Source organism: Mycobacteriales bacterium, from assembly GCA_035504215.1.
GTDB lineage: Bacteria > Actinomycetota > Actinomycetes > JAFAQI01 > JAFAQI01 > DATAUK01.
On record DATJSI010000085.1, the window covers coordinates 25,026 to 37,853 of the forward strand.

Annotated in this window: 12 protein-coding genes; 8 read left to right on the forward strand and 4 right to left on the reverse strand. The window is 71.1% G+C overall.

The window, feature by feature from the left end; genetic code table 11:
* Nucleotides 1–6 precede the first annotated feature (6 nt).
* Nucleotides 7–756, reverse strand: a complete 750-nt coding sequence (locus tag VME70_10205; protein ID HTW20569.1) for a LytTR family DNA-binding domain-containing protein — start codon at nt 754–756, stop codon at nt 7–9.
* Nucleotides 753–1,931: a histidine kinase gene (locus tag VME70_10210; GenBank protein ID HTW20570.1), complete on the reverse strand. Its 1,179-nt coding sequence runs from the start codon at nt 1,929–1,931 to the stop codon at nt 753–755. The genes VME70_10205 and VME70_10210 overlap by 4 nt, the downstream gene beginning before the upstream one ends.
* A 118-nt stretch (nt 1,932–2,049) precedes the next feature.
* Here VME70_10210 and VME70_10215 point away from each other — a divergent pair, with 118 nt between their 5' ends.
* The 3 genes from VME70_10215 to VME70_10225 all read left to right on the forward strand — a co-directional run bounded on the left by VME70_10215 (nt 2,050) and on the right by VME70_10225 (nt 3,785).
* Entirely contained in the window at nt 2,050–2,574 is a 525-nt protein-coding gene (locus VME70_10215) for a sigma-70 family RNA polymerase sigma factor (protein ID HTW20571.1), read from the forward strand.
* Nucleotides 2,571–3,230, forward strand: coding sequence for a zf-HC2 domain-containing protein (locus VME70_10220; protein ID HTW20572.1), 660 nt, complete (start codon nt 2,571–2,573; stop codon nt 3,228–3,230). The genes VME70_10215 and VME70_10220 overlap by 4 nt, the downstream gene beginning before the upstream one ends.
* Before the next feature lie 177 nt (nt 3,231–3,407).
* Nucleotides 3,408–3,785, forward strand: a complete 378-nt coding sequence (locus VME70_10225; protein ID HTW20573.1) for an ATP-binding protein — start codon at nt 3,408–3,410, stop codon at nt 3,783–3,785.
* Between the two features lie 16 nt (nt 3,786–3,801).
* On the opposite strand, the gene VME70_10230 is transcribed toward VME70_10225, so the two are convergent.
* On the reverse strand, nt 3,802–3,966 hold the full coding sequence (locus VME70_10230; GenBank protein ID HTW20574.1) for a hypothetical protein: 165 nt from the start codon (nt 3,964–3,966) through the stop codon (nt 3,802–3,804).
* Nucleotides 3,967–4,061: 95 nt separating this feature from the next.
* Between VME70_10230 and VME70_10235 the strand changes: the two genes are divergently transcribed.
* From VME70_10235 to VME70_10250, 4 genes are all read left to right on the forward strand, one after another.
* On the forward strand, nt 4,062–4,802 hold the full coding sequence (locus VME70_10235) for a hypothetical protein (protein HTW20575.1): 741 nt from the start codon (nt 4,062–4,064) through the stop codon (nt 4,800–4,802).
* Between the two features lie 12 nt (nt 4,803–4,814).
* Nucleotides 4,815–6,392 carry a DNA polymerase Y family protein gene (locus tag VME70_10240; protein ID HTW20576.1) on the forward strand — a complete coding sequence of 526 codons (1,578 nt, stop codon included), beginning with the start codon at nt 4,815–4,817 and terminating at the stop codon, nt 6,390–6,392.
* Between the two features lie 193 nt (nt 6,393–6,585).
* Nucleotides 6,586–7,956: a DUF222 domain-containing protein gene (locus VME70_10245; protein ID HTW20577.1), complete on the forward strand. Its 1,371-nt coding sequence runs from the start codon at nt 6,586–6,588 to the stop codon at nt 7,954–7,956.
* Nucleotides 7,957–7,959: 3 nt separating this feature from the next.
* Complete coding sequence (locus tag VME70_10250; GenBank protein HTW20578.1) at nt 7,960–11,352, forward strand: error-prone DNA polymerase; 3,393 nt, start codon at nt 7,960–7,962, stop codon at nt 11,350–11,352.
* Here VME70_10250 and VME70_10255 read toward each other — a convergent pair.
* A complete protein-coding gene (locus VME70_10255; protein ID HTW20579.1) occupies nt 11,269–12,231 on the reverse strand; it encodes a sulfite exporter TauE/SafE family protein in 963 nt (320 codons plus the stop codon). The genes VME70_10250 and VME70_10255 overlap by 84 nt on opposite strands.
* Nucleotides 12,232–12,485: 254 nt before the next feature.
* Between VME70_10255 and VME70_10260 the strand changes: the two genes are divergently transcribed.
* Nucleotides 12,486–12,689: a cold-shock protein gene (locus VME70_10260; protein ID HTW20580.1), complete on the forward strand. Its 204-nt coding sequence runs from the start codon at nt 12,486–12,488 to the stop codon at nt 12,687–12,689.
* The last annotated feature ends 139 nt before the right edge of the window (nt 12,690–12,828 follow it).

Genomic DNA, 12,828 nt, shown 5'->3' on the forward strand with positions numbered 1-12,828 from the left:
GAGCGGTCACCGCAGGCCGCCGCGCCTCGCCGCCCGGACCAAGCGGTCCCGCAGCTCGCGGGTGTGCCGGCGAGCGACCGGCAGCTCGGTCCGGCCGATCCGCACGGTGGACGTGCCCGCTTCGGTGCTGATCTCGGTGATGTGCCGGATCGACACGAGGTAGCCGCGGTGAATGCGGGCGAAGCCGTGGTCATCCCAGCGGTCGGCGAGCAGTGAGATCGTCAGGCGGACGAGGTAGTTGGCGCCGCTCACCGTGTGCAGCCGGACGTAGTCGCCTTGTGCCTCTACCCAGGCGATGTCGGAGCGGTCGATCAGCCGGGTCGTGCCGCCGGTGTCCACCGGGATCATGCTCAGGTCGTCGGGCACGGAGCGGTTGGCGGCCTTCGACTCGCAGATCCGGTCAAGGGTCTCCGCGAGGCGGTCCGCGGACGGTGGCTTGAGAAGGTAGTCGCTGGCGCGTACCTCGAAGGCCTCGAGCGCGTGCTCGTCGTACGCCGTGACGAAGACGACCGAGGGCGGGTCCGAAAAGCGCAGCAGCAAGCGAGCCAGCTCGAGGCCATCGAGTCTGGGCATCCGTACGTCGAGCATGAGCACGTCATAGTCGTGGTCGCGCAGCTTGCGCAGCGCTGCGGTCGCATCGCTCGCGACGTCGACCGAGCCGACGCGGTCATCGGCCTGGAGCAGGAAGACCAGCTCGTCGAGCGCCGGCGCCTCGTCGTCGACGGCGAGGACGGATAGCTGCGTGGCCGCGGTCATGTCGCGCGCACCCCGACCTTGAACTTCGGCACCCGCATCACCACTCTCGTCCCGAGCCCGACCTCGGTCTCGACCCTGAGCCCGAACCCCGGGCCGAAGACCCGGCGCAGCCGCTCGTCGACGTTGCGCAGGCCGACGCCATCACCCGTGCGGCCGGCCAGCTGCTCGCGCAGCCGTCCCGGGTCCATGCCCACGCCATCGTCCTCCACCGCGATCACGGCCTCCGTGTCACCGTCCTGCACGATCAGCGAGATGTGACCGTCACCACCCGCCGCCTCGATGCCATGCCGTACGGCGTTCTCGACCAGGGGTTGAAGGGTCAGGCACGGCATGGCGACCGGAAGCACCTCGGGCGCCACCCGCAGCGTCACGTCGAGTCGATCGCCGAAGCGTGCCCGCTCGAGCTCGAGATAGGTCTCGACCAGGCGCAGCTCCTCGGCGAGGGTCGCGTACGGGCCGTGGGTTCTGAACGTGTAGCGGATGAAGTCCGCGAAACCGATCAGCAGCTCGCGCGCCCGTTCCGGGTCGGAGCGGATGTAGGACTCGATCGCCGTGAGCGCGTTGTAGACGAAGTGCGGCGAGATCTGGGCGCGCAAAAACTTCAGCTCGGCCTGCATCGCGCGGGTCTTCGACAGGTCGAGCTCGGCGAGCTCGAGCTGCGACGAGGCGAAGGCGGCAACCTCGCCGGCGGCTCGAAGCAGGTCCGGCCGGGCCCGCTCGTCGAGCACCGCAATGGCCCCGACCACCCGGTCCGACACCTGCAGCGGGACGACGACTCCCGAGGCCAGTGGGCAGTAGGCCGCGCCACAGACCAGCTCGCTCGACTGGATCAACCGGGCGCGCGCGTCCGCGACTACCTGGGCGAGCAGCGGTGCGACGAGCCCGACATGGGTCTCATCGGCTCCGTCGCTGGCGAGTACGCCGGCGGCGTCGCCGATCACCAGCGCCGGCGTCCCTAGCAGCTTGCGCAGCGGCGGCGCCGACTTCGTCGCGCTCTCCGCGGTCAGGCCGGCTCGCAGGCCGCCGGCCGCCGTACTCGCGGTGTGCAAGGTCGCGTACGTGGTGCGCTGGGCCGAGGTGCCGAGCTTCTTGCTGCCGCGGATGAAGTACTGGGCGGCCAGGATCAGCGCGATCACGACAACGGCGAGCGCGGCGACGAGCACCGAATCCTTCACGGGCACCCTGTCCGGCGCTGGTCAAGACCGGCCTCCGGCGTCACCATAACGCCAGGGCCCCGCCGCGACGCCGTTAACGCCGGGTGAACCGATCCGGCTGCTCATCCGTGGGTGAAAGGTGATCACCGCTGTGGACGCCGACGACGAAGCCGCGCTACGCGAGCTGTACGACGCGCATGCCGGCGCGCTGCTCGCGTACTCGCTGCGGCTCACGAACGGCGACCGGGGCCGGGCCGAGGACGTCGTACAGGAGACGATGCTGCGCGCCTGGCGGCATCGCGAGTCGCTCGACGAGAGTCGTGGCCCGGTGCGGCCGTGGCTGTTCACCGTCGCGCACCACGTCGCGATCGACGCGCACCGCGCCCGATCCGCCCGGCCGAACGAGGTCGGCGACGCGGTCCTCGCGACCGTGCCGGCCGCGGATGAGATCGACGTCCGCCTGGACCGGCTGCTGATCGCCGACGCCATGGCCGCGCTTTCACCCGAGCACCAGGCGGTGCTCGTCGAGACTTACTACCGCGGGCAGTCGGTCGCCGCGGCGGCAACCGCGCTCGGCGTCCCGCCGGGCACGGTGAAGTCGCGGACCTTCTACGCCCTGCGGGCGCTGAAGCTTGCGCTGGCCGAACGGGGGGTGACGACATGACCTGCGAGGAGACCGTCGTGTCGCTCGGCGTCTATGTGGTCGGAGCGCTCGACCCGGCCGAGCGGGCAGAAGTCGACGCGCACCTCGAGCAGTGCGCGGCCTGCCGGGCCGAGCTGGCATCGCTCGCCGGGTTGCCGGAGTTGCTGGACCGGCTCTCGATCGAGGACTTCCCGCTCGAGTTGATGGCGGCACCCGCCGACCTGTTCGACCGGGTCGCCGCGCGTGCGCGCGAAGAGGACGAGCAGCGGACCCGCCGTGGCCTGCTGAGCACGACGTACCGCCGGCTCACCGCGGTCGCGGCCGCCGCCGTACTGGTGGCCGGTGCGAGCGTGGGCGCGGTCGCTCTCGCCCATCACGACCAGCACCCGCGGTCGAGCTTCACGGCCACCCAGAGCGGGGTCACGATGCGGGTGACCTTGGCCTCGCAGGCGTCCGGGACCGGGCTGAACGTCACCGTGTCGGGGCTGCCCCGTGACGAGCACTGCCAGCTGATCGCGGTCGGGAAGGACGGCACCCGTGACGTCGCGGGTCGCTGGGACGCGACGTACTCGGGCTGGGCGCAGGAGACCGGCTCGACCCGGTTGCCGCGTTCCGAGCTCGCTCAGCTGATCCTGCTGGGCAACGGCGGGACCCGGCTGGCCACGGTCAACGTCTGACCCGGTGAGCAGGCGCCCGGGTTAGCCCGCTGGCGGTCGCCGATAGCCCGAATGGCCGAACGCCGGCCGGCGGGCGAATGCGCTGCAGGGACGGTTCGTACGGCGGGCGGCCGCGGGACGATCGAAGGACCTGCCGCTCGACTCGGGGGGCGGCTGTTGCAGGAGCTAGCTACTTCGATGAGTCCGTCCTATCAGCAGATCGATCTGGAGCCGACCGGCACCGCGCCGGGCGAGGCTCGCCGGGTCGTGCGCCAGATGCTGCTGCCGCTGGTGTCGGAGGACGTGACCGACACCGCTGAGCTGCTGGTCTCCGAGCTCGTGACGAACGCGATCACGCACGGTGCCGGGACGATCACGGTGTCGATCATTTGCGACGACGAGGAGTTGTCGGTCACGGTGAGCGACGACGAGCCCACCCAGCCGCTGCTTCAGCCCGAGCGGCTGATGGCGCTGGGCGGTCGCGGCATGCGGTTGGTCGAGTCCCTCGCCGGCGAGTGGGGGGTCAAGCCGCGGATCGGCAGCCCGGGCAAGGACGTGTGGTTCCGCCTGCCGTAGGCGGGTGCCCTGAGGCTCAGCGCTCGCAGGCCGCCGGCTCCGGATCGGCACGGCTGAGGCAGATCGGTTGCGGCGCGCCGTCGCAGCACGGCTCGTAGTACAGGCAGGCCGGGCAGCGGTTGTGGGCCTGCTCGGCGTACATCTGTTCACCGCAGTTGGGGCAGGGGAGCTCGAGCGCCATCGCGCGATCGTAGGGTGAGCGCGGCGAGGATCCCGGCGGGCGCAGTCGCGACACGCGGGCTTGACCGGATCGAACGTATGTTCGAGACTCGGGGTGTGATCGACGCCCTGACCCCACTCACCGAAATCGTCGGGGCAGACCGTTCGCGGGTCCCGGCACTTCGGGTCAGCCCGGCCCTGGCTCCGGTGCTGCCGGACGGGTTGCGGCGAGGGAGCACGATCGCGGTCAGTGGCTCGGTGTCACTGCTGCTGGCCACCGTGGGAGCGGCTTCCGCCGACGGGGCGTGGTGCGCGCTGGTGGCCATGCCGACGATCAGTGCCGAGGCCGCCCGTGGCTTCGGCATCGAGCTGGCCCGGCTGCCGATGGTGCCGAGCCCCGGTCCGGACTGGGTCGCGGTGGTGGGCGCGCTGCTCGACGCGGTCGACGTGGTGGTCGCGCGGGTGCCGGACCGGCTGACCGACGGTGACATCCGGCGACTGGCCGCCCGGGTCCGGGCCAAGGGCGCGGTCTTCGTTCCCTACCGGGCAGCGGCGCGTCCGGCCGGAGCACCGGTGTGGCCGCACGCCGAACTGTCACTACGGGCCGAGGCTGCGGACTGGGACGGGATCGGGACCGGGTACGGCCGGCTGCGGCGGCGCCGGGTGACGGTGTGCGCGGACGGTCGAGGTCGTCCGCGCTCGACCGGCCTGTGGTTGCCGGCCGCAACCGGCGGGACCGAGCCGGTCGTCGCTGCGGTTGTCGAGCCGGTTGTCGAGCCGGTGCCGTTCGCCGGCCCGCCGATCGTCGTGGCCGAGCCGCCGGTCGAACGCGGGTCGCGGCTCGTGGCGGTTCGCTGAAGTGGCGACACCATGACCGGTACGCCGCCGCGCCTGGCCACCCTGTGGTGCCCGGACTGGCCGGTGACCACGGCCCGGATGACCGGCGACGTTCCCGGCGACGCGGCGGTCGCGGTGGTCACGGCCAACCAGGTCCTCGCCTGCTCGGCGGTCGCCCGTGGATCCGGCGTACGACGGGGGATGCGCCGGCGTGAGGCCCAAGCCCGCTGCCCCGAGCTGGTAGTGGTCGCGCGCGACGAGCCGGCCGAGGCGCGCTGCTTCGAGCCGGTGATCGCCGCGGTGGAGGCGGTGGTGCCGGCGGTCGAGGTGATGCGGCCGGGCCTGGTCTCGGTCGGAGTCCGTGGGCCGATCCGGCGCTTCGCGGGCGAGCCGGAGCTGGTCGACTCGCTGTGGCAGGCAGTGGGCTGGCTGGCCGAGGACGATGCCCGGATCGGCATCGCGGACGGAGCGTTCGCGGCCGAGCAGGCCGCCCGGCGCGGGGTCATCGTGCCGGCCGGTGGGTCGGCGGAGTTCCTGGCCGATTTCCCGATCGCCACACTGAGCGCGTTCGGCAACGCCGAGCTGGTGGATCTGTTGCAACGGCTGGGGATTCACACCCTCGGTGAGTTCGCCACCCTGCCGGCGCGGGATGTCCTGATGCGGTTCGGGCCGGCCGGCGCGTGGGCGCACCGGCAGGCCGGCGGGCGGGACGACCGGCCGATCGTCGTGCGGGAGCCGCCGGCCGAGTGCACCGTGACGGTGGAGCTCGACACCCCGGTGGACCGGGTCGACGTGGTCGCGTTCAGCGCCCGCAGTGCGGCCGAGCGGTTCATCGCCGATCTCGGCGCCCGTGGCCTGTCATGTGCGTGCTTCGAGCTCGAGGCGTTCACCGACAACGGCGAGACGATGGCGCGGCGATGGCGGCATCCCGGCGTGCTCACCGCGCCCGACGTCGTCGACCGGATCCGCTGGCAGCTCGAGGGCTGGCTGCACGGTGGGACCGGCGCCGGTGGGCAGTGCCCGACCGCGGGGATCACCCGGCTGCGGTTCGTCCCGGTCGAGACCGTGCCGACCGGCGCCCATCAGCAGGCGCTGTGGGGCGGTCCGGGCGAGGCCGGCGAGCGTGCGCACCGGGCGCTCGCCCGGGTGCAGACCATGCTGGGGCTCGGCTCGGTGGTGGTGCCCTCGGTCGAGGGTGGGCGTGGCCCGATCGACCGGACCCGGCTGGTGCCGTGGGGCGAGGACCGCCCGCCCGACCGCGAGCCGGACCGGCCGTGGCCGGGACGGCTGCCGGCTCCCGCACCGTCGGTGCTGATCGACCCACCGGCGTCGGTCGCCGTACTCGACGAGGTGGGGCAGCCGGTGGTGGTCACCGAGCGCGGCGGGCTGGTCCGCCCGCCGGCGCGGATCGGTCTCGGCGGCCAGCCCGCAGTGGCCGTGACGTCCTGGGCCGGTCCGTGGCCGGTCGACGAGCGGTGGTGGGACCCCGAGCAGTCCAGCCGGGTGGCCCGGTTACAGCTGGTCGACGTTCGCGGCCGCGCCTACCTCGTCGCCGGCGAGATGCGCCGTACCGATCGTCCGGTCTGGACGCTGGAAGGCGTCTACGACTGAGGTGCGCGGCGTCGCATCGAGTGATCGGCGAGACGAAGCGGACGACACCGTTCACGCATCCGCCAGAACGCCGACCTCGACCCGAGTTCAGCGAGTGCACGGAGGCCATGGTCGGGTAATGGACCGGGCTACCGCACCGGCTCCCTGTGGAAACGGCGAAGGGCTGTCTCTGGGCTGAGCTATAGTCGAACATGTGTTCGAACTCGGGTTGGCGGGGCCGCCGGCGGATTGGGAACCGATCCCGGCCGAGGTCTGGGCCGAGCTGGGTCCGCCGTCCGCGGAGGGGTTGCCGGACGGGGTGAGTGCGGAGTGGGTGGACTCGTGTGACCGGCTGGTGGATCGGGCGGTGGCGGCGGGTCCGGGTCCGGCCTCGTTGGCATGGTTGACCGCGGTCCCGGCCGAGGTGCTTTCCGAGACCGCGCGCAGTGTGGCGTTGCGGGAGCTGACCGCGCTGGGCGGGTTCGTCGAGGCGGCACGGGCGGAGCTGACCGCGGTGATCGCCGGCCCGCTGCCAACGACGCAAGCGGAGGTGGATGAGCAGTCGTTCGCCGCCCACGAGGTTGCGGTCGCGACCACCAGCAGCGTGTATGCGGCGGATCGGCTGATCGGGTTGTCCCGGGACCTGGCGACGGTGTTGCGGGCTTCCCGGGAGGCGATGCGGGCGGGCCGTCTCACGCTTGCGCAGGCGCGGGTGTTGCACGACGCGACCTACCAGCTGCCGGCCGAGATTGCCCGCAAGGTGGAGGCCCGGGTGCTCCCGCGCGCGCACGGCCAGTCCACCGCCCGGTTCCGGGCAGGTGTGCGCCGGGCGGTCGCGGCGCTGGACCCTGCCTTCGCCGCCAGGGCGAAAGCGGCCCGGGCCGAGGTGCGGGTCTGTCATGAGCTCGGTGACGACGGGACCGGTGAGCTGTATGTGCGGGGCCCGTTGGAAATCACCACCGAGATCCACATGGCATTGACTGCCTACGCCGCGAAAACCGCAGACACCCTCGGCGGGACCGCTGATCAGCGCAAGCTCGCCGGACTTCGCGACATGGCGGAGACCTACCTGGGCGAACCCGGCGTGCCGCGCCGGCACGGCCGGATTCCGACCGTGAACGTCGTGATCGAGCTGCCCACCCTGCTCGGGCTCAACGCGCACCCGGCCGAGATCCCCGGGATCGGGCCGCTACCCGCCGAGGCAGCGCTGTGGCTGCTCGCCGACGGCGCGCCGTTGCGCCGGCTGGTCACCGACCCGCTCACCGGGCACCTGCTCGACTACGGCACCAGCACCTACACCGTGCCGCCCGCGCTCGCCGACCAGCTGATCGCCCGCTACATCCACTCCGCCGGTCCGCACAGCACGGTCGATGCGTCCCTGACCGACATGGAACACAACATCCCGCACGATGCCCGCGGCCCGACCGACCCGTGGAACAACACCCCGGTCGACCGGCGCTGGCACAACGCGAAAACCCACGGCGACTGGACGTATACGAAGGACGAGAACGGCGTCATCACCTGGACCAGTCCCACCGGACTCACCGTCCGCATCGAACCCCACGACTATCGGTTAGGGCCCTAGGCAGTGGGCTGGGAAAACCCGCCGATGCCGTGGCGGGAGCTCGAGCGCAAGCTTTCCGGCCGACCGCCGCCGAAGGGAAAGTCGGGTAAGTCAGGGGAGCTGCACGGCGACGGCGGCGACTCGGTGGCTTGGTCACGGCACCGCCCGGCGTACGAACCGGTGCCGCTGGTGCGCCCCGACAAACCCGTGCCGTATGCCGAGCTGCACGCGCACTCCTCGTTCAGCCACCTCGACGGCGCGAGCCTGCCCGAAGAGCTGGTCGAAGAAGCCGTGCGGCTCGGGCTGTCCGGGCTGGCCGTGACCGACCACAACGGGATGTACGGCGTGGTCCGCTTCGCCGAGGCCGCACAGAGCTTCGGTCTGGCGACCATCCATGGCGCCGAGCTCTCCTTGGACCTGCCGATGCCACGGACGACCACGCAGCGGGCGGTCGGGGCTCGGTCGTCGATGGCCGATCCACCCGGCCGGCACCTGCTCGTGCTCGCCCGCGAACCGATCGGCTACGCCCGGCTGTGCCGGGCAATCAGCGCGGCCCAGCGTCGTGGCGGGGCAAAGGGTCATCCGGTCTATGACCTCGACGAGCTCACCGAGCTCGCCGGCGGGCACTGGCTGGTGCTGACCGGTTGCCGCAAGGGGCCGGTGCGGGCCGCGCTGGAAGCGGGAGAGCCCGGCTGCCTCGCGGTCGATGCGGCGCGCGCCGCGTTAGCGGAGCTGGTCGAGCGGTTCGGTCGCGACAACGTCGTGGTCGAGCTCGGCTACGCCCGAGATCCCCTGGCCGACGAGCGCTACGACGTACTGGCCGAACTCGCCGCGGCCGAGCAGCTACCGATCGTCGCGACCACCGCGGCGCACTACCACGGTCCGGCGCGCCGCCCGCTCGCGACCGCAATGGCCGCGGTCCGCGCCCGGCGCAGCCTTGCCGAGCTCGACGGCTGGCTGCCCGCTTGGGCCGACCAGATGCTGCGGACCGGCGCCGAGATGGCCGAGCGGTTCGCGCGGTGGCCGGGCGCGGTCGAGATGGCGGCGCGGCTCGGTGCCGAGCTGGCCTTTCCGATCCAGCTGATCGCCCCGCAGCTACCGCCGTTCCCGGTGCCACCCGGATATGACGAGATGAGCTACCTGCGCGAGCTGACGATGCGCGGCGCGACCACGCGCTACGGCCCGCGTGGCCCGGACACCGAGAAGGCCTACGCCCAGATCGAGCACGAGCTGACGGTGATCGGGGAGCTGAACTTCCCCGGCTACTTCCTGGTCGTGTGGGACATCGTGCGGTTCGCGCGCGAGAACGGCATCCTCTGCCAGGGCAGGGGCTCGGCGGCCTGCTCCGCGGTCTGTTACGCGCTCGGGATCACCGCGGTCGACGCCGTCCGCTATGAGTTGCTGTTCGAGCGTTTCCTCGCCGCTGAGCGCGGCGAGCCGCCGGACATCGACGTCGACATCGAGTCCGGCCGGCGCGAGGAGGTCATCCAGTACGTCTACGACCTGCACGGCCGCGATCATGCCGCGCAGGTCGCCAACGTCATCACCTACCGGCCGCGCTCGGCTCTGCGCGACGTTGCGAAGGCGCTGGGCTACTCCACCGGGCAGCAGGACGCGTGGAGCAAGCTGATCGAGCACGGCTTTGACATGGCGGGGATCACCGCGCCGGACGACACCCCGGTGCCGGCGACGGTGCTCGAGCTGGCCGCGGAGCTGCGTGACGCACCGCGGCACCTGGGCATCCACTCCGGCGGCATGGTGATCTGCGACCGGCCGATCATCGAGGTCTGCCCGGTCGAGTGGGGCCGGATGCCGAACCGCACCGTGCTGCAGTGGGACAAGGACGACTGCGCGGCGATCGGGTTGGTGAAGTTCGACCTGCTCGGCCTCGGCATGCTCTCCGCGCTGCGTTACTCCTTCGAGCTGATCGCGGACTGGCACGGTACGTCGTACGACCTCGCGTCCATCCCCAAAGAAGCACCGTGCGTCTACGACATGGTGTGCAAGGCCGACACGGTCGGGGTGTTCCAGATCGAGTCCCGGGCGCAGATGGCGACCTTGCCGCGGTTACGCCCGCGCTGCTTCTACGACCTGGTGATCGAGGTCGCGCTGATCCGGCCCGGGCCGATCCAGGGCGACTCGGTGCACCCCTATATCCGTCGCCGGCACGGCCAGGAAGCCGTGACCTACCCGCACCCCTCGCTCGAGGGTGCGCTCGGGCGCACGCTCGGCATCCCGCTGTTCCAGGAGCAGCTCATGCAGGTCGCGGTCGCGGCCGCCGACTTCACCCCGGCCGAGGCCGACCAGCTGCGTCGCGCGATGGGGTCGAAGCGGTCGGACGCGCGGATCGACGCGTTGCGCCAGCGGTTGTACGACGGGATGGCCGCCAACGGCATCACCGGGATCGCCGCGGATGAGATCTTCGAGAAGATCCGTGCGTTCGCCTCCTTCGGTTTCGCGGAGAGCCACGCGATCTCCTTCGCGCTGCTGGTCTACGCCTCGTCCTGGCTGAAGCTGCACTACCCGGCGGCGTTCTGCGCGGCGTTGCTCAACGCCCAGCCGATGGGCTTCTACTCGCCGCAGTCGCTGGTCGCCGACGCGCGCCGGCACGGGGTCGAGACCCGCAAGCCGGACATCAACATCTCGCGGGCGACCGCCACGCTGGAGGCCGGCGACGGCCGGTCGCAGTGTGCGTGTCTCGACGCGCCTCAGCCGGCGGTCCGGCTCGGACTGTCCAGCGTCCGGACGATCGGTGACGACCTGGCTGAGCGAATCGTTGCCGAGCGCGACGCAGCCGGGCCGTTCACCTCGATGGCCGACCTGGCCCATCGGATCGGCCTGTCGAGCGACCAGGTCGAGGCGCTCGCGACAGCGGGAGCGTTCGACGGCTTCGGGGTCGCGCGTCGCGATGCGCTGTGGACCGCCGGCGCGGCGGCTGCGGTACGCCCCGGTCAGTTCGACCTGGTCGCGGTCGACGAGACCGCCGTACCGGACCTTCCTGACATGACCGAGCCGGAACAGATGATCGCCGACCTGTGGGCCACCGGCGTCACGACCGAGCAGTACCCCACCGCGCTGGTCCGCGACCGGCTGGACCGGATGGGGATCATCACCGCAGCCGGTCTGCGTGGGATCCCGGACCACACCCGGGTGCGGGTCGGGGGAGTGGTCACGCATCGCCAGCGGCCGGCCACTGCCCGCGGGGTGACCTTCGTCAACCTCGAGGACGAGACCGGGATGGTCAACGTCATCTGTTCGATGCAGGTCTGGGCAAAGTACCGAAAGGTCGCCCGTGGGAGTGCCGCGTTAGTGGTCCGCGGGATGCTTCAGCACTCAGAAGGCGTGGTCAACGTCATGGCCGAGCGCATCGAGCCGCTCCAGCTCGGCGTCCGGCCCGCTGCTCGCAACTTCCGTTGAGCCGTTGCCGGTGCGCTGCCAGGGTTGCGTCACGGCCAGCCAGACCAGGAAGACCGCACCCAACACCGAGACCAGCGTCCAGCCGAGCGCGTCGGTGCCGAGCCCGACGTACTTCAGCCCCGAGGCGAAGATCACGAAGGTGATCGCCGGCCGGATGTAGCGGTCAGGTGCCCGCGAGGACAGCACCGAGCCGACCAGTACGGCGGGGACGCTGCCGATGATCAGCGAGGTCGTGACCGCGAACTCGACGTGGCCGAACGCGAGCGCGCCCAGCGCAGCGGCGGTCGTCAGCGGGAGCGCCTGGGTGAGGTCCGTGCCCACCAGCTGGTTGGCGCCGAGCATCGGGTAGAGGAACAGCAGCAGCACGATCATCAACGAACCCGAGCCGACCGAGGTCATGCCGACGACCAGCCCACCGATCATGCCGATCAGGACGGTGCGCGCCGGGTGGACGATGATGTCGCTCACCACGCCTTGGCGCTGCTGACCCGACCGCCGGTCGAGCACGAAGCGCAGCACCATCGCGGCGGCGCCGACGAGCAGCGCGGCTCCGAGGATGCGCTCGATGTTCGTCTGGGCGTTGGACGAGTTGCCGAGCTCGTGCAGGATGAACGCGCCCAGAAACGCCATCGGCACCGAGCCGCTCGACATCAGCGCGACCAGCTTCATGTTGACGGTGCCCTTGCGGTAGTGCACCGCGGCACCCAGCGGTCGCATGACGACCGCAGCCACCAGGTCGCTCGAGATCGCCTTGAGCGGCTCGACGTTGAACAGCAAGATCAGCATCGGCGTCATGAGCGCGCCGCCGCCGGCGCCGGTCATGCCCACCAGCAGGCCGACGATGGCACTGCCCAGCACGATGTACGGGTCGACGTGCATCTCGCCTCGCAGACTATTGTTGACCAACTTTGTGTAGAACAATAGCACCCGTCAGGGCATTGTCAACCAACTCTGTGTAGATTCCGCGCGGGAGATGGGATTCGGCGGCCGAACCTGTTAGCCTTGATCCCGCAGGTCGCAGTTCTCGTTGTGCTTAGCTCGCGGGATCTCCCCGCGGGCATTTTGCTTTTCGCCGAAAAGCACCCGCGGCGGCCGAGTCCCGCTCCGCGGGGCGTCCCAGCAAGGAAAGTGCGATGGCACAAGGCACGGTCAAGTGGTTCAACTCCGAGAAGGGCTACGGCTTCATCGCTCCGGCGGATGGCAGCCCGGACGTCTTCGTTCACTTCTCGGCGATCCAGTCTGACGGCTACAAGACGCTCGACGAGGGCGCGACCGTGGAGTTCGACACGACGCAGGGCCAGAAGGGCCTGCAGGCGGAGAACGTCCGGGTCGTCTGACCCGTCACGGCACTGGCGGCGCCGACCGGTCTCCGGTCGGCGCCGTTTGCCGTATTGAGCCGAAAGTCCGGGCCGGTTGGACCGTTCGGCCGCAGGTCGTAGACCGTTTGCTCAGAGATTTCTCAGTGTTCGGTCCGGG